The sequence below is a fragment of the Vreelandella venusta genome (assembly GCF_007989605.1).
GTDB classification, from domain to species: domain Bacteria; phylum Pseudomonadota; class Gammaproteobacteria; order Pseudomonadales; family Halomonadaceae; genus Vreelandella; species Vreelandella venusta.
In genome coordinates this window covers 254,591-273,124 of the sequence record NZ_BJUL01000001.1, presented here as the reverse complement: position 1 = coordinate 273,124, position 18,534 = coordinate 254,591, and the positions used below count along the sequence as shown (strand labels likewise).

At 52.7% G+C, this 18,534-nt stretch carries 18 protein-coding genes; 8 read left to right on the top strand and 10 right to left on the bottom strand.

Annotated elements, in window-relative coordinates; all coding sequences use genetic code 11:
• The first annotated feature begins 41 nt into the window (after positions 1-41).
• From HVE01_RS01275 to HVE01_RS01265, 3 genes are read left to right on the top strand one after another with little or no spacing between them, the layout of a single operon-like run.
• A complete protein-coding gene (locus HVE01_RS01275; RefSeq protein ID WP_146941954.1) occupies positions 42-572 on the top strand; it encodes a helix-turn-helix domain-containing protein in 531 nt (176 codons plus the stop codon).
• Positions 569-1,294 (top strand): AzlC family ABC transporter permease, encoded by a 726-nt coding sequence (locus HVE01_RS01270; RefSeq protein WP_125750645.1) that lies wholly within the window; start codon positions 569-571, stop codon positions 1,292-1,294. Before HVE01_RS01275 ends, HVE01_RS01270 begins: the two co-directional genes overlap by 4 nt.
• Positions 1,287-1,622, top strand: coding sequence for an AzlD domain-containing protein (locus HVE01_RS01265; RefSeq protein ID WP_146941952.1), 336 nt, complete (start codon positions 1,287-1,289; stop codon positions 1,620-1,622). Before HVE01_RS01270 ends, HVE01_RS01265 begins: the two co-directional genes overlap by 8 nt.
• A 15-nt stretch (positions 1,623-1,637) precedes the next feature.
• Here the strand turns inward: HVE01_RS01265 and HVE01_RS01260 are convergent, their stop codons facing one another.
• From HVE01_RS01260 to HVE01_RS01225, 8 genes are all read right to left on the bottom strand, one after another.
• Positions 1,638-2,927 (bottom strand): TRAP transporter large permease, encoded by a 1,290-nt coding sequence (locus tag HVE01_RS01260; RefSeq protein ID WP_146941951.1) that lies wholly within the window; start codon positions 2,925-2,927, stop codon positions 1,638-1,640.
• Complete coding sequence (locus HVE01_RS01255) at positions 2,924-3,430, bottom strand: TRAP transporter small permease (RefSeq protein ID WP_125750654.1); 507 nt, start codon at positions 3,428-3,430, stop codon at positions 2,924-2,926. The genes HVE01_RS01260 and HVE01_RS01255 overlap by 4 nt, the downstream gene beginning before the upstream one ends.
• 76 nt (positions 3,431-3,506) lie before the next feature.
• Positions 3,507-4,493 carry a TRAP transporter substrate-binding protein gene (locus HVE01_RS01250; RefSeq protein WP_089039560.1) on the bottom strand — a complete coding sequence of 329 codons (987 nt, stop codon included), beginning with the start codon at positions 4,491-4,493 and terminating at the stop codon, positions 3,507-3,509.
• A gap of 173 nt (positions 4,494-4,666) precedes the next feature.
• The gene (locus tag HVE01_RS01245) at positions 4,667-5,245 is read right to left on the bottom strand and encodes a peroxidase-related enzyme (protein ID WP_125750660.1); all 579 of its coding nucleotides are present in this window, start codon (positions 5,243-5,245) and stop codon (positions 4,667-4,669) included.
• A complete protein-coding gene (locus HVE01_RS01240; RefSeq protein ID WP_125750663.1) occupies positions 5,242-5,736 on the bottom strand; it encodes a CMD domain-containing protein in 495 nt (164 codons plus the stop codon). The genes HVE01_RS01245 and HVE01_RS01240 overlap by 4 nt, the downstream gene beginning before the upstream one ends.
• Before the next feature lie 48 nt (positions 5,737-5,784).
• Complete coding sequence (locus HVE01_RS01235) at positions 5,785-7,239, bottom strand: NAD(P)-binding domain-containing protein (RefSeq protein WP_125750666.1); 1,455 nt, start codon at positions 7,237-7,239, stop codon at positions 5,785-5,787.
• Positions 7,236-8,960: an aminotransferase class V-fold PLP-dependent enzyme gene (locus HVE01_RS01230; protein ID WP_146941949.1), complete on the bottom strand. Its 1,725-nt coding sequence runs from the start codon at positions 8,958-8,960 to the stop codon at positions 7,236-7,238. The genes HVE01_RS01235 and HVE01_RS01230 overlap by 4 nt, the downstream gene beginning before the upstream one ends.
• Positions 8,890-9,357, bottom strand: a complete 468-nt coding sequence (locus HVE01_RS01225) for an Lrp/AsnC family transcriptional regulator (protein ID WP_099049290.1) — start codon at positions 9,355-9,357, stop codon at positions 8,890-8,892. Before HVE01_RS01225 ends, HVE01_RS01230 begins: the two co-directional genes overlap by 71 nt.
• Positions 9,358-10,028: 671 nt before the next feature.
• On the opposite strand from HVE01_RS01225, the gene HVE01_RS01220 reads away from it, so the two are divergent.
• From HVE01_RS01220 to HVE01_RS01210, 3 genes are read left to right on the top strand one after another with little or no spacing between them, the layout of a single operon-like run.
• Positions 10,029-10,925: an ABC transporter substrate-binding protein gene (locus HVE01_RS01220; RefSeq protein ID WP_244973814.1), complete on the top strand. Its 897-nt coding sequence runs from the start codon at positions 10,029-10,031 to the stop codon at positions 10,923-10,925.
• On the top strand, positions 10,919-11,923 hold the full coding sequence (locus HVE01_RS01215; RefSeq protein ID WP_146941946.1) for a FecCD family ABC transporter permease: 1,005 nt from the start codon (positions 10,919-10,921) through the stop codon (positions 11,921-11,923). Before HVE01_RS01220 ends, HVE01_RS01215 begins: the two co-directional genes overlap by 7 nt.
• On the top strand, positions 11,920-12,960 hold the full coding sequence (locus HVE01_RS01210; RefSeq protein ID WP_146941944.1) for a FecCD family ABC transporter permease: 1,041 nt from the start codon (positions 11,920-11,922) through the stop codon (positions 12,958-12,960). The genes HVE01_RS01215 and HVE01_RS01210 overlap by 4 nt, the downstream gene beginning before the upstream one ends.
• 7 nt (positions 12,961-12,967) lie before the next feature.
• Here HVE01_RS01210 and HVE01_RS01205 read toward each other — a convergent pair whose 3' ends face one another.
• Positions 12,968-15,109, bottom strand: coding sequence for a TonB-dependent receptor (locus HVE01_RS01205; protein ID WP_146941942.1), 2,142 nt, complete (start codon positions 15,107-15,109; stop codon positions 12,968-12,970).
• Positions 15,110-15,364: 255 nt separating this feature from the next.
• Here HVE01_RS01205 and HVE01_RS01200 point away from each other — a divergent pair, with 255 nt between their 5' ends.
• Complete coding sequence (locus HVE01_RS01200; protein WP_146941940.1) at positions 15,365-16,216, top strand: ABC transporter ATP-binding protein; 852 nt, start codon at positions 15,365-15,367, stop codon at positions 16,214-16,216.
• On the top strand, positions 16,213-17,121 hold the full coding sequence (locus HVE01_RS01195) for a sucrase ferredoxin (RefSeq protein WP_125750686.1): 909 nt from the start codon (positions 16,213-16,215) through the stop codon (positions 17,119-17,121). Before HVE01_RS01200 ends, HVE01_RS01195 begins: the two co-directional genes overlap by 4 nt.
• Here HVE01_RS01195 and HVE01_RS01190 read toward each other — a convergent pair.
• Positions 17,108-18,460 carry a serine hydrolase domain-containing protein gene (locus tag HVE01_RS01190; protein WP_146941938.1) on the bottom strand — a complete coding sequence of 451 codons (1,353 nt, stop codon included), beginning with the start codon at positions 18,458-18,460 and terminating at the stop codon, positions 17,108-17,110. The two genes, HVE01_RS01195 and HVE01_RS01190, sit on opposite strands and share 14 nt — an antisense overlap.
• Positions 18,461-18,534 lie beyond the last annotated feature (74 nt).

The following is an 18,534-nucleotide window of genomic DNA, read 5'->3' as shown; positions in this document are numbered from 1 at the left end:
TTATATAGAACGTTCTATAAAAGGAACAGCGAGATAATCGAATGGATGAGCACTCACTAAGTACCCTAGGTCAGCATTTGCAATCCCTTCGCCAAGCGCGGGGCTGGTCACTCTCCTATCTAGCCAATGCCGCTGGCATTGCCAAATCGAATTTGTGCCGTCTGGAACAAGGTAATGGCAACCCCACCTTGGATACCATCTGGCGGTTAGCAGTGCAGCTTAATGTCCCCTTCGGCACTCTGGTCGCGCCTATCTCTGTGCCTTTAGGTGAAGATGGCGTGCAAGTTCAGTTAATCGACCAGGGAAAAGGCTCGCCTCAGGTAGATGCCTATTGGATGCGCTGCGCTCCTCATACCCTGCGCCACGCCGAAGCTCACACCCTGGGTACTCAAGAGACGCTGACCTTGATCAGCGGCTGGTTAGAAGCCGGCCCAGAAGGTGCAGTGACGACGCTAACCCCTGGCGAAAGCATCACCTTCCGTGCTGATAAGCCTCACTTTTACCGCACCCAGGACCACGAGGCCACCATGCTACTTACCATTACTTACGGCGAACAGGGAGAAGCGCTATGAACCAACTCGTCAGCCACTCGCCGTGGCGCAGCGCGCTGCAAGGTGTGCAGGAAGCGATTCCGCTATTAGGCGGTTATATACCGGTGGCGCTATCGTTTGGTTTGGTAGCTAGCCAAGCTGGCTTTAGCACATGGGAAGCCACAGCCATATCGGCGCTGATTTACGCGGGTGCCTCGCAGTTTTTGTTTGTCGGCATGATCGCCACCGGCGCTCCACTGTGGTTGGTGGTAGCAATGACGTTACTGATTAACGTGCGCCACATGGTGTACGGCCCTAACCTAGCCGAGCTACTGCCGCGCAGCCGTCACTGGCCATGGTTAATGCACGGCCTAACCGACCAGGTATTTGCTCTGGCATTAACCAGACTTCCGCAACTGCCTGACGCGAAGCGCTTTAGCTGGTTTTTAGGTGCATCGTTACTGGCGTGGGGAGCGTGGGCAGTGGGCACTGCCGTGGGGGCTACTGCTGGTGAAGCATTTACCGCCCGCTGGCCGTTGTTGGGTGAAATTATGCCCTTCGCGCTGCCTGCCCTATTTCTCACTATGGTGGCTCCGCGTTTTACCGATAAACGCTGGGCAGTAGCAATGGGACTCACCATCATTGCAGCGCTGTGTTTAACGCTGACTGGGTGGGGCAACGTAGCCATCCCACTAGCGGCTGCCTGTGGCGCGCTGTGCTTCTATATGGTGAAGTTTGAAAAAGGGAGAGACAGTCATGAGTAGTGCATTGTGGTTAGCGGTGGTGATATCTGCGATAGGTACGTTGCTGATGCGTGTGGTGCCTTTTCTATGGATGCAGCGCCGAATTAATAGCGAGACGGGGATTAGCAATATGCCTCAATGGCTCAGTATTCTCGGCCCGCTGATGATCGCCGCTGTGCTCGGTGTTTCTATCGTGCCAGTGAGCCCAGGCGCCGTTTCATGGTTTGCCACGGCTATCGGTCTTGCCGTCACATTATGGGTATGGTCGCGGCTACGCTCATTAGGCTGGCCGGTCGCCGCAGGGGTAGCTGTATTTGGCATCGTCAAGGTAGGGGTAGCGCTAATATAACGCTACCCCACCTGACTAAAACGCTTTTGGAAACACTAATTGCGGTAAATACAGAAAGACGCTTGGCAGTAGTATCATGGCGATAATTATCGACATAATGAGCACTATTAGCGGTATTACTGCCATAAAAGCACGCGGCATGGAAACTTCGCCAATCTGTGTTGCGATAAGCAGGCAAATACCATAGGGAGGCGTAATCAACCCTAGGGTGAGCGATAAAATCACTACCAGTGCCATATGGACCTGGTTGATATCAGCCGCGATACACAGTCCCTGAATAATGGGGAGGAAGATAATGACTGCTGTCACCGGGCTGAGGACAGTGCCAATCACTAACATAAACAGCATCACCAACAGCATGATGCCCACCCGCGATTGCGTTACGGTGAGGATAAAGTTAGCGACCTCCTGAGCGATCCCCAAGTACGAAATTAGCCATCCCATAATGCCTGCGGAAGCGACAGCAAACATGGGTAACGAAAAGGCGACAACGGAATCTGACAAAATGCCGGGAAGCTGCCTAAAACGTATCGCTCGATAAAAAACAAAGGCCAGCAACACGCCTACCAAAACCGCTACCGAAGCAGCTTCCGTGGCAGTGAATACGCCTAGGGTGATGCCACCTAGCACCACTAGCGGCAGCACCATAGGTGGAGCAGCGGTGATCGCAGTACGCCCCATTTGGCGGAAAGAGAACTTACCCGTTGCTTTAATATCGTGCTTTCTCGCGATGTAATACACATAGCCCATCTGCATCAAACCGACGAGTATCCCTGGCAGAATGCCCCCCATAAACAGAGCACCCACGGATACGTTGCCAAAGGCACCGTAAATTACCATGAGAATCGAGGGCGGAATGATCCCCCCCAGCACAGACGATGCTGCCGTCAATGCCACAGCAAACGGCGCGGGATAGCCCGACTTCTTCATCGCCGGAATGAGCACCGCCCCCACGCTAGCAGTATCTGCAGCTGCAGACCCTGAGAGGCTGGCGAACATCATGGATACCATGACATTGATGTGGCCAAGACCGCCGCGAACATGCCCAACGGTACTATCAGCAAAGCGCAGCAGACGGTCGGTGATTCCCCCGTCGTTCATCAGGCGCCCTAGCAATAGAAAGAAAGGCACGGCCAGTAACGGGAATGAATTAATGCTGGCAAACATCTGATTAACGACCGATGTTAAGGGCAGTCCCAATTGCATGATCGTCAATATGGACGCCAAACCAATCGCAAAAGCGATAGGGACACTTAGGCCGATAAGAATCAGAAAGCTGCCAATCAAGGTAATCAATGGACTCATGATTCGGGGGCCTCTCCACCATTGGCCGCATCTCTACCAGCACGCAGCTTGGCGATATCATCGCGAATAGTCTCAATAGAAAATAGCAACATGGAGATACCTGCTACGGGGATCGCGGCGAACACATAGGCCATGGGCGTACCTAGCGCTACCGAGCGTCGGTTCCAGCCCATATCCACCAGTACATTACCGTGCACAATCAGTACATAGATCACGGGCAGACAGGCTAGGCTACCGAATAAGCGTAATACCCGCTGAGTAATAACAAAGCTTGGAGGGAAAACGTCCACTACATAGTGCCTACGCTTACGCAGTGCAATGGCCGCGCCAATAAAGACCGCCCAAATAAAACAGGCCATAGCGACTTCATCGGTCCACGATACTGATATTTTCAAGTAGTTACGTGCCACCACCTGATAGAGCACCGTTAGGATGAAGGCTGCAAACAGCGAGCCTGCGATAAATGTCAGGAGCTTCTCCAACAGATCGTTTATTTTCCGCATTTTTCTACCCTTACATTGGCGCACTGCTTGCAGATGAGACGCATAGCAGCACGCCAAAGCGCTGATGGCTCGCGGTTTACAGGTTGCGAATCGTGTCGAGCAGCTCAGTCAAACCACGCTCCTCAGCAAACTCGTCATGCAGAGGAACGACCGCATCAATGAAGGCCTGCTTGTCGACTTCGGTCACCGTTACCCCCAGATCCTCGAATTCCTGAATAAATTCAGCATCGTACTCCACTCCTTTTTCAGTGCCGAATTCACCCGCATGCTGGGCCGCATTGAGAATGATGGCCTGGTCCTCTTCCGAGAAGCGGTTAAAGCGGTTCTCGCTGATGGAAATATGGCTCATCATCACCTGGTGCTCGGTTTTGGCATGATAAGGAGCTACCTCATAAAGGCGGCTTGAGTAATAGCCGCTGATGGTGCTCTCGAAGGCCCCCACTACGCCGGTTTGCAAGCCAGTGTAAATTTCTGTCCATGGTAGCGATGTCGTCAACGCACCGACTGATTGCCACATCTCAGCATCCAGGCGCGAGCCTGTGACACGCATCTTGATACCTTGCAGGTCCGAAGGCTGGGTGACAGGTCCGGTATTGGTACTTAAATTGCGCGTTCCACCTCCCGTCAGGCTCAACAACTTCAAGCCTACGCCTGACTCCTGCATAGCGTTGGCGAAGTAGTCAAACACGGGCGAGTCGGGAGAGGTGGCAGCCCGAAATTTATCCATATCTTCAAACAGATAATTAAGACTGAAAATTTCAAACTCAGGGGTATACGGCGAAATATTCATCACACCGCCAATGATCATATCGGTGGTACCGATACGAATCTCATCGACCATTGTCTGGTCATTACCCAATTGGCCACCTGGGAAAATCTGTACATCGATACGCCCATCGGTCGCTTCTGCTACTTCGGCTTTAAACGCTTCAGCAGCATCAATCCATGGGTGAGGAGCACTTACTACCGTGCCCAGGCGTAAGGTTTCTGCCATAGCAGGGGAAATAAAAAGCATGGAAGTTGCGGCTGCCAGGGCCAAGCGCGAAAACGTACGTTTTGTCATGGGGACGTTCCTCTTATAGGTTTACTAGCTGTCCATAGGTGCTAACTGTCTATAGGTACTAACTGTCTATAGGTACTAACTGTCTATAGGTACTAAATGCCGATAGTGACTAGCTGCCGATAGATACTCGCCAGGGATGTGCCAACGTTTTAAAAAGCGGGTGTTTGCTTAAGCTATGCTCCCGATACAGGTTCACCAAGGGTGTGCATAAGCCGGTTTGCCCAACCAAATAGAGTGGTTGAGAGGGTAAGATCCAAAATTTCCTGATCATCCAGCCCCGCTTCACGTAGGCTGGCAATATCATCTTCGGTTACTTTAGGAGGGCACTCAGAGAGCCGCATGCCGAACTTAAGGATGGCACGCTGACGTGCATCGATATCCGCCTTTTCGCCATTGAAGAAGATCTCCTGCATCACCCGCTCATCACGCGTCAGGTTGTTATAACGCTGAGCGTGCACAGCCGCGCAGTAGATACAGCGGTTGACGACCGATGCTGCCACCGCTCCCAGTTCCCGCTCTTCACGGGATAAACCACCCTTGTCATACATGATGCCGTTAAATAGAGACGTGCGAATACGCAGCGGCTCAGGATCATGCGCCAACACCAATACATAGTCGGAAATTTTGGTGTTGGAAGGCGTCTCTTTCAGCGCTTCCCGTTGAGCAGGCGTCGCCTGATCAAAATCAATCGGGGTGATATGGGGACGCCACGTGGGTACCCGGGTAGTGAACTTGTGAATGACACGACTCATTGGCTTTTCCCCATCACACTCAGCACAGCGGCAACGCGCAGCTGGTAGTTAACGAAAGCAACCAGCCCGGCTAAGCGGACAATATCTGCTTCATCAATGCCTGCGGCACGTAGCGAACCGATTGTTGCTTCGCTGGCATCTCGCGGCCGTTCGGTGACCAAATCAACGTAATCCACCATTGCAACCAAACGCTGGTTATCCGCCGGTGGCATTTGTCCTGGAAGAGCTAGTTGGTAAGGGTCGGCATCATCGCCATACCCGGCAAGCAAATCAGCATAGTGCTGTGTCAGCCCAGCTTGCTGGCAAATTCTCGCCATACGGCATGCCAGCGCCGCTCTTAAGCTGACAGGCAGGTTCCCGGCATCATTGGGTAGCAGCGCGGCTTCATAGGATGCTTGTGTCAGCTCCATTAACTTGCCGCGCATAGTTAGGGCTTCGGCCAGCGGGCCGCTGCTGGGTACGCCAGCGGCTGTTTCAAGTACATGTGACATTTCGGTTCCTTAACATTGCAATACAAAGACGATGTTAGCGCTACGCATTCAAGGCAATGGGGAAGGCTCCCACTCATCCCCCAGTAGTTCCGGAGAGTCGTAGTGTTCGAGTAGCTGCCAGTGGCGTTCAATGTCTTCTCGATAAAAGCCTGCGGCAATTGCACCTGCCAACCAGCTGGCTCCTTCGCTGATCCCAGGAATGTCACCGCTGACCTTGCCTAAGCTAATAGAGGCGCCATAGTTGAAGCAGTGAATATTACGCAGCCAGGGTGCCGCTCCTGGCTCTCGTTCTTGGAAGGCAAAGTCGCGATCCACGTAAGGAAAATTGCCCAGTTCCTCATGCTCAAGCTCGGCGGGTGGCTGATATTGGTCACGCCACAGCAGAATGCGATCGGCATACCCAGCCAGCTCGGTACGCGCCAGTGGATCAACTTCAAACCCAGTTCCCAGAATCAGAAAGTCGCAGCGAACCTGCTTGCCCTGCTGGGTCGTGATCACCACTTCCGGCCCTTCAACTTGGATATTTTCAATGCCACAACCAAAGTGAAAATAAGCATTCTCATGGCGGCTGACACGCAACGTCGAGCCACGAGGAGGCGGCGTCTGGGTGATAAACGAGTAGTGCATAATGCGCCAGCGCCACTCATCCGGCAGCGTTGCGTAGCCATGAGTAAAGCCATAGCAGCCAATACCCATCATTTTGTTGATCGTCGGCATCTGCTGACGACGAATCAGAAAGCGAACCTCGCTGGCGCCATGCTCCAACGCCTCAGCTGCATTATCAATTGCCGAAGCGCCCACCCCCACCACGACCACGCGCTTCCCCTTAAGGGCAGTAAAATCGATATCGTCCGCCGTGTGTGCCCAGCGAGACGCCGGTAAACCAGCAACGAAATCGGGAATCTTGGGGGCACCGGTACCTTCACGGCCAGTCGCCATAATCAGTTTGCGTGTCAGAACACGCTCAGCCGTCGCGCCGGAGCCAGAAAGTTCAAGACTGAGTAGCTCTCCCTCAGGCTTAACATGCTCAACCTTGACACTATTTTCGACCGGTAGATTGAGAACTTCACGGTACCAGCAAAGGTACTCCATCCAAGTAGGCCGCGGAATCTTGTCAAGAGTTTCCCAGGCTTCGGTGCCAAACTGCGCCTCATACCAAGCCCGGAAGGTCAGTGAAGCAAATCCATAGCTGGGCCCTGGTAATGTTTTCGGCGAACGCAGTGTCTCCATACGGGCATAGTTCATCCAAGGCCCTTCTTTACCCGCCGGGTTGCGATCAAAAATGCGGATATTGGAGATACCTCCCGACAGTAGCGCGAAAGCCGCTACTAAACCGCACTGGCCACCGCCCACAATCACGACATCGTAAACGTGCCGCCCATCCTCTCTCTCTAATGAGGGGACCCAATTAGCAGGCGGCAGGTTCAGACAGGCGAGGTCGTGCTTAACACGCGCATTTAAGGCTTCAAGGCCGGCACCGGCCAAAGAGGGAGTGAGGGTCATGGCATCATCTCGGCTTGTGTCTGCATGGCCTGTTCGGCCTCATGGGGCCACCAGAACCAACGAACGGGTACATCTTCAGCGTGGCGATTAACGGGTAATGGCAGGGCTTCCGCCAGTTCAACCAATTCAAGCGCTCTGGCAAAGCAATCAAGCACTGTGGCCTCGTCAGCTGTTCCAACAGATGCATCCTTAGTGAAAAGCGTATCCAATAGGCATGGCGTTACTGACTCTTCGGATTGAGCTGATGCGTCAGGGCGCTGGGCAACCCAAACACCACTATGTTCATCCACAGAGTAAAGTTTCATTAATGCCGGGGCATAACGCGCAATAAACTCGACCGCAGATATTACATAGTTAGCCGACTCATTGCTAAAAAAGAAGTTAAATCCGAGTCTTACCCAACCTGGACGATATATGCTTCTACCTTTTTGGACTAACGCTTCATGCGCTGCGGCCGTATCGCTATCAATGGAGAGCAGTTCATGACCATAAGGGCCCGCACAGGAACAGCCACCTCTAGCCTGAATACCGAATAGGTCATTCAACATGGCAACAACCAGGTTATGGTGTATCGCCCGTTCTCCAGCAGTGATATTGAACGAGAAAATGGCCAACCTGGGCGCATTAAGTGAGCCAAGCAGGTTCAAGTTAGCTATTTTTTGCCAGCGCTCCACGGCCATGGCCACCAATTCTTGCTCGCGCAGCTCAATGGTCTCAGCGCCAACTTTTGTTTTGATTCGGAACGCCAATCCCGCACGAATATCGCCCAAAATATTAGGCGTACCCGCCTCCTCCCGGCGCTCGACATTCTGAACATAGCGATGATGGGAGGCAGTTACATAAGATACCGTACCGCCACCTGCAATAGAGGGCTTCGCATTGCGGCACACCGCTTTGCGAATCACCAGCACGCCGGAACTCCCAGGCCCACCGACAAATTTATGAGGAGAAAGGAAGACGGCATCCAGATGATCGCCTTGGCCGCTGCCTGCCATATTGATCGCCACATAGGGCCCACTTGCCGCATAGTCGAACACAGCCAAGCCGCCATATTGGTGCGCTAACTTGGCTATCTGGGCCACGGGCGACAGAATACCCGTGACATTGGAAGCTGCCGAAAACGCCACGACTTTAACGTCGCGCTCGGCATGTGCCTGCAATTGCTGCTCAAGCACCTCCAGATCAACAAGACCATCGCTATCCAGAGGAGTACGTACCAGATCAACATCGCACTCGCGCCATACCAGATCATTAGAGTGATGCTCATAGGGGCCAACGAAAACAACCGGCTTAGCGGCCTTCGCTGCCACTTGCCCATGGGTCAGCTCAAGAATGCGACAGCAACGATCTATCGCCGCGGTAGCACCAGCACCAGCAAAAATGACCGCATATTCGTCATCAGCACCTACAGACTCCGCCACAGCTTGGCGAGCAGCTTCCCGTAGTCGCGTGGTCATTTTACCGGTGTAAGAGGTTTCGGTATGCGTATTGGCATACAGAGGCAACACCTCCTCTTGAATTGCCCGCTCGACGATATCCAACGCCCTTCCCGATGCCGTGTAATCGGCATAGAGCAAGGGGCAATCTCCAAATGGGCCGGGGATCAAGCGCCCTTCTCCAATGACCCCACTCTGTAGGCGTTCTATCCACTCACGAGAGATCGCCGAGGGGGAGCTCGGTGGTTTTCTTGACTTGTTCCATTGAGAAGCACGATGTGACATTACTGAGCTCTATTTTCGCAATCAGCCTTTTATAAAAGGCGTCATAAGATTGGTTATTACGCGTAATGACCTTGAGTAAGTAGTCGTATTCACCTGCAAGGCGATTAACCTCTACGATCTCAGGAAAGTTTTTAACCGTCTCCTGAAATGTATCAAGCCAAGCTTGGTTGTGTTTATCCGTTTTAACCATCACAAACACAGTAAGACTAAGATTCAATTTCTCAGGGTTCAGCACGGCAATTCTTTTTTCTATAATTCCGTCTTTTTCCAGCTTTTGTATTCGCCGCCAACACGGCGTAACAGAGAGACCAACCCCTTCTGCAAGCTGTGCAATAGAAAGACTATCATCGCGCTGAAGCTGTTCAAGAATTTTTAAATCAAAACGATCAATAAGCAATTTATTTCCCCTCTATACGATTACAAGGAATTTTATTCTTTATAACCTTTCCTTCATACGGTCAAGAGAAATAATTTTTCACCATCAACCCAGTTAAAACCAACCAAGTGCTTACTCCCACTAAAAGAGCATCCCAAAATGGTGCAGCAAACAATATGCTGCACCACAAAGAGCTATACATAAGAGTTTAAAGTCGAGCCGACTAGGAATTTAAAGCACACAATTGATTAAAACTCCTTGACCGTTCATTAACATATACGCTTTTGAACACATACTCTTGAGCTCATAATTTTAAAAATCATAATCTTGAAAAAAATAGACTCTTGAACATACCCGTAGCAAACTACTTTTTAATCGCTAGAAATATTAGCCTCCCAATAGCCGCACTTATTCTATGAATGCAGGCCGAATCCGCTGCTTTATCAAAGCCGCTATCCGCTCCTGGAACTGGTCAACAGCCACCAGAGCGCACCATGTTTGGGCAGATGGAAGGCCTATATTTGATAATGCTTTACATTAGCTTTTAACACGTGCCATCATTCTGTCTTTCAAACGTCTAGCTACCTGTGACACGTATGCCAACAATACACGCTCATTGCGGCAAGGCTTGGAGACGTGTTTTGCTACTAGCATGCGCGGCGCTGATAGCCTGTTCCGTGCTAGCCAATCCGCTGCAAAGCGCTGCTCAGAACGACAATCCCTCCCCATCCGTATCGACGCCACGTATTGTTACGCTCTATCAAGGTGCTACCGATAGCGCTGTCGCTCTTGGGCTTACGCCGATTGGTGTCGTCGACTCCTGGTTAGAAAAACCGATGTATCGTTACCTGCGTGAACCGTTGGAAGGCGTCGAGCATGTTGGTTTGGAAACTCAGCCCAACCTGGAAAAAATTGCCTGGCTCGATCCTGACTTGGTCATTGCTAGCGACTTTCGCCATGCGCGAATAGCACCGCTATTGGCAGCCATTGCACCCACGGCATCTACTCACACCGTTTTCGGCTTTAAAACTACGCTGACGATGATCGCCAATGCCACTGGCCGCGAAACGGAGGCCAGCCAATTACTTCGGCTCTGGGATGACCGAGTGAGCGATTTCCGCCAGCAGATAGCCGCTGAGCTGGGCAGTGAATGGCCTCAGAAAGTGGCCGTGGTACGTTTTAAAAGTGACCACGTGCGCATCTATACTCACGGCTTTGCTGGCTCTATTTTAGATGAGCTTGGCTTCGAGCAGCCGGATACGCTGCATACCCAAGGCTGGGGAATGAAACTTTCCAGCACTGAGAACATTCCGGTTCTGAATGCGGATGTTATGTTTGTGCTGCTAGAACCGGACGACCCTGCCATTGCGGATAACTATCAACGCTGGACGGCTCACCCACTATGGCAACGCCTTTCAGCGGTGCAAAACGGGCGCGTATTTGAAGTCGATCCCGTTAGTTGGATGATGGGCGGTGGCATCTTAGCGGCCAACGCTATGCTAGATGATCTCTATGACCATTATAAGCTGCAACATCAGACTTGCTTCCCCCACGCCATCGATCACACCGGGGAGCACCTTCAATGCTAAACAGCGCCGCTGGAAAAGGCATAAGCCTGGTCATCGGGATAGCACTAACGTTTGGTGCTTTTTCCGCTAGTGTGATGTTAGGCACGACGGAGATCGCCCTACCCACGCTGTTCGATGCACTCACCCACTATGACGCTGCCAACGTATCCCACATTATTCTATTGACCGAGCGCTTACCCCGTGCCGTGATTGCCGCCCTAGTCGGCGCCAGCTTAGCTATCGCAGGTGCACTGATGCAAACCATGACGCGCAACCCACTGGCATCACCGGGTATTTTGGGGATTAACGCTGGCGCGATGTTTTTTGTAGTGGTCGCAGTCTCACTGCTGCCGCTTCACACCCCCACTCACTATGTCTGGGCAGCCCTGTTGGGCGCACTGGTCGCCGCAAGCCTCGTGGTGCTGCTTAGCCGGGGTCGCCACGGCGAACTTTCGCCACTGCGCGTTGTGCTAGCGGGGGTGGCGGTCACGGCAATGTTCGTATCATTTAGCCAAGGACTGCTGGTGATTGATCAGCAAAGTTTTGAGAGCGTTCTTTACTGGCTGGCAGGTTCTGTCTCAGGGCGCGACCTCTCGGTGGTCATGCCCTTGCTGCCGCTCTTCGGCGGGGCACTGCTACTCAGTGGACTACTTGTACGCCACGCCAATGCGCTGCTGCTGGGAGACGATATGGTCACCGGGCTTGGCATGCAGGCCACCACCATCAAACTGCTGCTAGGGCTGATCGTGATCGTGCTAGCAGGTAGCTCTGTGGCGCTGGCAGGCATGATTGGTTTTGTGGGATTAATTGTGCCCCACATGGCACGGGGACTATTTGGTATTGATCACCGCTGGCTGCTACCCGCTTGTGCGGTACTGGGCGCCTGCCTACTACTGCTGGCCGATATCGCTTCGCGGTTTCTAATGCCCCCCCAGCAAGTACCTATCGGCGTCATGACCGCGCTTATTGGCACGCCCTTCTTTATCTATCTGGCGCGACAAAAGATGGCTAGCCAATGACGCAAGAAACAGCACTCCACCTCAATCACACGATAGAACACAAAAGCGCCCGCCTCTTGAATAGCCTGCTGCTGTTAGGCGGTCTGCTTTTCTTCAGCGTCGGCGTATCCCTCTGCTTGGGTAGCTTTCCCACGCCACCTCTACAGGTTTTACAGACGTTGATTGCTCCTCAAAGTAGCGATATCGCTTTTATTATTTGGGAGCTAAGACTGCCCCGCATCGTGCTGGCGATACTGGTCGGTGCCGCCTTAGCGGTAGCAGGTGCCATTCTGCAAAGCATTGTGCGTAACCCGCTAGCATCGCCAGATGTCATCGGTATCACCAGCGGCGCGGCGCTAGCTGCCGTACTGTTTTTAGCGCTGCTCAGCACAACCCTCAGCATTCGCTGGCTGCCTGTTGCGGCCATGCTCGGTGCGCTGGCATCCGCTCTACTGGTGGTCAGTTTGGCGTGGAAGAGCGGCATTAGCCCAGCACGTATGGTATTGGTAGGCATTGGCTTGGCAGCAGCCATGGGGGCTGCCACTACCTTATTAATCGTCATTAGCGATGACACTGCGGCTATGACGGCCTATGTATGGCTTACCGGCAGCCTTTACGCGGCGCAATGGGAAGATGTGTGGGGTCTATTGCCGTGGATATTGGTCGCAGTGCCTATCAGCCTTGTCTTCGCTCGGCATGCGGATGCCATGGCGCTGGGCGACCATGTAGCCGAAGGACTTGGCGTGCCTATTCTGCGCAGCCGAATAGTACTGCTGGCCTGCAGCGTGGCATTAGCTGGTGCCGCCGTTGCGTTTGCGGGTGGGTTAAGCTTTGTGGGATTAATTGCGCCCCACTTAGCGGCTAGGCTCGTAGGGCGCAACCTGGCACGGTTGGCGCCCACCTCAGCGCTAGTCGGGGCCCTGATCGTTTTAAACGCCGATTTATTAGGCCGCGTAGCCTTTTTACCCAAAGACTTGCCTGTCGGTATTTTCGTGGCCGGGATAGGCGCGCCCTTCTTTGTGTATTTGCTGCACAGGGCGCGCTACCGTCCTTACTAAACCGAAATTAAAAATCGACGCGATAACCGAAGGTCACGGTTCTACCGCGTCCGGCAAAATAGCGCTCGTCGTTCACCAGTGCACTTTGTGAGTAGTAGCTAACGTACTGCTCATCAAGCAGGTTAGCGATGCCTACGTTGACCTGTCCAACGGGAAGTTGGTAGCCCACGGCGGCATCCATTAACAGATAGCCGTCAAACTCACGGTTGGCTGCGTCGAAGGTTTTATCGAAGGCGTAGTTAGCTTGCACAAAGGTGGAAAGGTTATCTGTCCAATTGGCAGACCAACTGGCCGTCAGGCGATCTGGCGAGACATCCAGTCCAGACAACTTGGCGTCTAAACTGCCATCATCATTACTGTCGTAGCGCCCTTCCATGCGTGAGTACGCCAAACGACCGGTGTGCTGGTCGGTAAATTGATAATCTACCGAGGCCTCAAAGCCCTTAATTTCAGTCTCCTGACGCTGCATATAAAAGACGTCGTCGACTTCCGTGAGTCGGCTGCCGAAGTCGGAGGAGGATTCGTAATAACTAAGCTCAGCAGCTAAGCGGCCATTCTCAAAGCGAACGCCTGTCTCGATATTGTCGGTAACGATCGGACTTAGGTTTTCAATGCTATTAACCGATTGATTAGGGGTACTAATGCCCCTCAATGCTCGACCAACATCAGGAATAGAAAAGCCTTCAGAGTAATTGGCAAACAGGCTCCAATGATCCACAGGTTTCCACACTGCGCCGACGTTATAGAGCGTTTCATTGAAACTGGGGTTACCACCGGCAACATCAACACTATTGTTAGCCGCCACCGTCTGATAGTCATTGATCTTTAGCTTGGCGTACTCATAGCGTGCGCCAGCGGATAGCAGCAGTGAATCCACGGGCCTAAACTCGGCCTGAATGAAAGGCGAAAGGTCGGTGTACTCTGTTGGTGGCACATAGGTACGGTCGGACTGATATAGGTACTGTTCGGTTTCATCAAACAGCGTATCAAAACCACCCGTTAAGGACAGTCGATCATTCAGCAGATCATCTTTAGTCAGCGAGACTTTAGTGCCAAACTTGCTCGTTGATGCCATGGATTGGTCGTAAAAAGATCCCACTGGGGCAAGCGCAGGATCCTGGAAAGTCGCTGAGTTGGTTGCCCCAAACAGCGCTTCATAATCCTGATAGAACGCCTGGGCGCTTAAACGCATCCCCGCCAAGTCATAGTGATCGTAACTTAGTCCTGTGGTCCAGACTCGGTTATAGGGGGCATCTCCCTCGGGAGTGCCACGCTCAGACGTCGTTACCACACCATTGGCACGATCTCCCGTTACGCTCACATAATTATTGTGACCCTCAATATTGTAGTGATTGAGGGTAAATTGCAGGCGTTGATCGTCGTCAATCCAGTAAGCCAGCTTACCTAAAACATTGAAACTGCGAGAGTCCATTAGGTCGCCCTGGGTATTGTCCACACCCACAGGGTCACCATTTCCATCCAGGAATAGCCCCTGATCTTCAAGGCTGGCCGAAAACAGATAATCCACATCACCGCGATTACCACTGACCCCATAGCTAGTTTTATAGCTGAGTGTCTCGCTATCCAACTCGCTAGTGGGAGTCGTTACCTGAACCTCAGCATGCTGATTAAACGAACCTGGCTCTGGACGTTTAGTGATCAAGTTAATCACGCCACCTGCCGCTCCCACCCCATTAGTGGCATTAGCCCCTTGAATCACCTCGATCTGCTCAACCATGGAAAAATCGATCGTATGTGCTTCACGCCCCGTTGGGCGCAGAGGGTTCGACTGTGGAATACCATCAATCAGGATCAGCGGCTTACGCCCACGAAGGGTTTCACCGCTACCAGTCATCTTTTGGCGGCTGGGGGAGTAAGAGGGCAGCAGGTTACTTAAAATCTGCGATGAATCGCTGGTTAGCTGTAACTGTTGGTTGATCTCCTCCTCGGTGATAACACGCACCGTTTGAGGAGAATCCTGTTTTGAGGAATTAGTACGGGAAGCAGTCACCACCACCGTTTGATTTGTGTTTTCTCGCTCACCTTGTACTTCAGCGATTACAGGCGACTGAGCATGTGCCTGGGTAGCCGCTACCAACCCAGCAAGCGTTACTGTTGGCCAAAACACGTGGCGTTTTTTTATCGACATCCGCTTCTTTTCCCTTACAGTGAGTGAGTCGCCCAAAAGACAATGCACATCTAAATGATAACGATTAGCTTGTGCATATATTACCAACATGACTTCATCAACGAAACACGCCGTTCGATCTATCGAAATAACAGCGATAGAAATACATCGATTGAAATATATTGATTGGAAACACAGAGCTGGAACAAATATTTGAAAATGAGAATATTTTGTCTTACGGTGCTGGCTGCTTAGATCATGCAGGCGACTCTTCCCATGACACTCACCTCCCGTCTTACACCTCGGCTCAGAGGTGAAAGCCTTCATGCTGGGTATGAAGACAAGCGCGTGCTGGACGGTGTCGATATCGGCATACAGGAAGGCAAGCTAACGGTCCTTTTAGGGCCGAACGGTAGTGGCAAATCCACGCTGTTAAAAACGCTGGCACGTACACTCACGCCAAGCGCCGGGCATGTCTACCTGGATGGCAAAGATATTCACCGCAGCAATACGCGGGAAGTCGCTCAACGGCTGGGTATTCTGCCCCAGGGGCCAGTCGCTCCTGAGGGGCTGAGCGTAAAACAACTGGTCGGAATGGGACGTTTCCCGCATCAGCGTATGTGGCAAAAAAATCCCGAACAGGATGCCCGCGCAATTCGTGAAGCCATGGCCTACACCAACATAACCGAGTTTGCTGAGCGTAACGTCGACGCTCTCTCCGGCGGGCAGCGTCAGCGCTGCTGGATTGCTATGGTGTTGGCTCAGCAAACGGATCTGATCTTGCTGGATGAACCCACCACTTTTCTAGATCTCAAGGTTCAGGTTGACTTACTGGCGCTATTGTTACGTTTGGCCCATGAGCATGGCCGCACACTGCTACTAGTGCTTCACGATCTGAATCTAGCCGCCGCCTACGCTGACCAGTTAATCATGATGCGAGATGGAAAGATCATCACCAGCGGAGCGCCTAACGAAATATTTACCGCTGCCAATCTTAAGCGCGTTTTCGACCTGAATGCCCACGTACTTCATGACCCAGTAAGCAACAGCCCAGTGTGCGTTCCCCATAAATTCAAGGCTGACACCCAACAGCAGCATGCCGCCTCGGAAGAGTATATCGCCCTATGAAGCATACTTTCTGCGCCGACCTCAGCCGTGAGCAGAATGACCCATTAGCCGGTAGTGCTGCCCATGCCGAACGCAATCTATTAATCAGTTGGCCGCGTGCCAAGTGGCTGCGCAAGTTGCGCCATGCCAGCGACATGAACGACACGCTGAAACAGACACTAGATGACATTGCCGATAGCGGCCTACGTATTAACCTGATTCAGCAACTGGGAATGGATAAACATCAGCACCAAGTATTTCTGATGCCAGAACGACGGCGCTTTCTGATTGCCCGCCATCACTTAGAAGACTTTTTAAGCGCCCTGCAAACAGGCAACAGCTTGGCAGAGTGGGAACAGCCACCGCTAGAAACCGACCTGCTACTCTGCTGCACCCACGGCACAAAAGACAAGTGCTGCGCCAAGTACGGCTACCAAACCTATAAGGCGCTGGCTCAAACGATTGCTGACCACCAGCTACCGTTTGAGGCTTGGGAAAGTAGCCATCTGGGTGGCTGCCGCCTAGCAGCCAGTTTGATTTTACTGCCCAAGGTGCGCAAATACGGACGCATTACCCCGGCGCAAGCACTGCCCTTCCTACAGGCAGAAGCGAACGGCCAACGCTACTTGCCTGGCTATCGGGGCAGTTCACAACTCACCCCTGCCCAACAATGTGCAGAACTAGCCGCCCTGACTCACCTAAGTACCCAACTAAGCACGGATCAACACCAACCCCAGCTAACGCTGTTGGACGATAGCGGCAGTGAGCAAGAACGCCTGATACGCTGGCAGTGGCAACGGGGCAACACTCAAGGCCAACTCAGCGTGCGCTGCCAAGCCACCACCATCATGCGAATTGACACCTGCGCCGACCTTGAGAAAGGGCCCACGGAAAGTACCGTTTGGCGTATTTCTAAGGTGTCATAGCCGCTTTTTCCATTAAATACTCTGCAACCGCCTGATAGGCGGGAAGTGAAGTCGGGTCATTAGCCGCATTTCCCGCCACCGGGTGCGATGCAAAACGCACAATGACCATCTCAGCGGTGGGGTCAATATAAATGGTTTGTCCATGCACCCCTCTTGCGGCAAAGGCGCCATGCTCGTTATGCAGAGACCACCACATGCCACGGTAGCTACCGCCCGGTAAATAACGGTATCCCGCGGCGGCAAACGCTTGCCTGTCGCCACCTTCCCGAATGCGCTCAACCGCCGCTGCGGGAAATAGCCGCTCACCATTCATTACGCCTTCATTGAGCACCAACTGGCCGACCCTGGCCAGATCCCGAAGGCCAGCGCTCAAACCGCCCCCTGCGAACGGCGTACCAATGGAGTCCACGGTAAAGTAAGCATCCTGCTCCATGCCTAACCGCTGCCAAAGACGCGATGACAGCAATGACGCCACCGATTCACCCGTCGTACGCGCAATCACCCAGCCAAGTGCATCGGTATTAATCGTTTTATAGCCAAAGACCTGCCCATGCTCCCCTTCCGGTTGTACCGTTGCGAGATACTCATAATAAGTACGCGGCCCAGTGTAATCGTCTGGCTTGGGGAGCGGGCTCGCCGCTGCATTGTAGGCCCAGATCTCAGCGTTGGGGTCACTGTAATCTTCGCTGTAAGCAAGGCCTGTGGTCATCTCAAGTAGTTGTTTCACCGTAGCGTTACCAAAAGCACTATCGGCAAGTTCCGGCAGTATATCGCCTACGATGGCCTGCTCATCCAACACGCCTTCTGCCACCAATATCTCACCGAGCAAGCCGGTCATCGATTTAGTCACCGACATCGCGCCGTGCTGGCCTGTTTCATCCAAACAGCCAGAGTAAGTCTCATACACCACTTGGCCTTGATGAAGAATCAGCAGGCCGTCGGTGTAGTTTTCATTTAGCGACGCCTGCCACGACATAGGCTCACTAGCGCCAATCGGCGTAAAAGTAACCTCGTTGATTGCATCGTCTAATGCATAAGGCAAAGGAACAGGTGCCCCCAACCCTCGGCTGACCTGCTTAGTAGGCAACAGCTCGCGAAAGTGGCACACCGTCCAGCGCATTTTAGGAAAACTAAAGTAGTTGGAGTCTGGCTGGCCAATCACCTGCTCCGGCGCCGGTGGGAAGCCCTGCATCCAGCCTAAACGGTTAGGGTCAGAAGCTTCCGCGCTTAATACATCGGCTGCCCCCTGCTGAGTAGAAGCAGTAGCTGCCTCGCTTATCAATACAACAGGAAGCGTCAGCATCAGTAGCGACGTAAAACGGCTATTCAGCATTGGCATAAGCCACTCCTTGGTAATCGATGCTACCGACACACATGCCGACAGTCATCTCAGTATAGCGAAAGAAATCCACC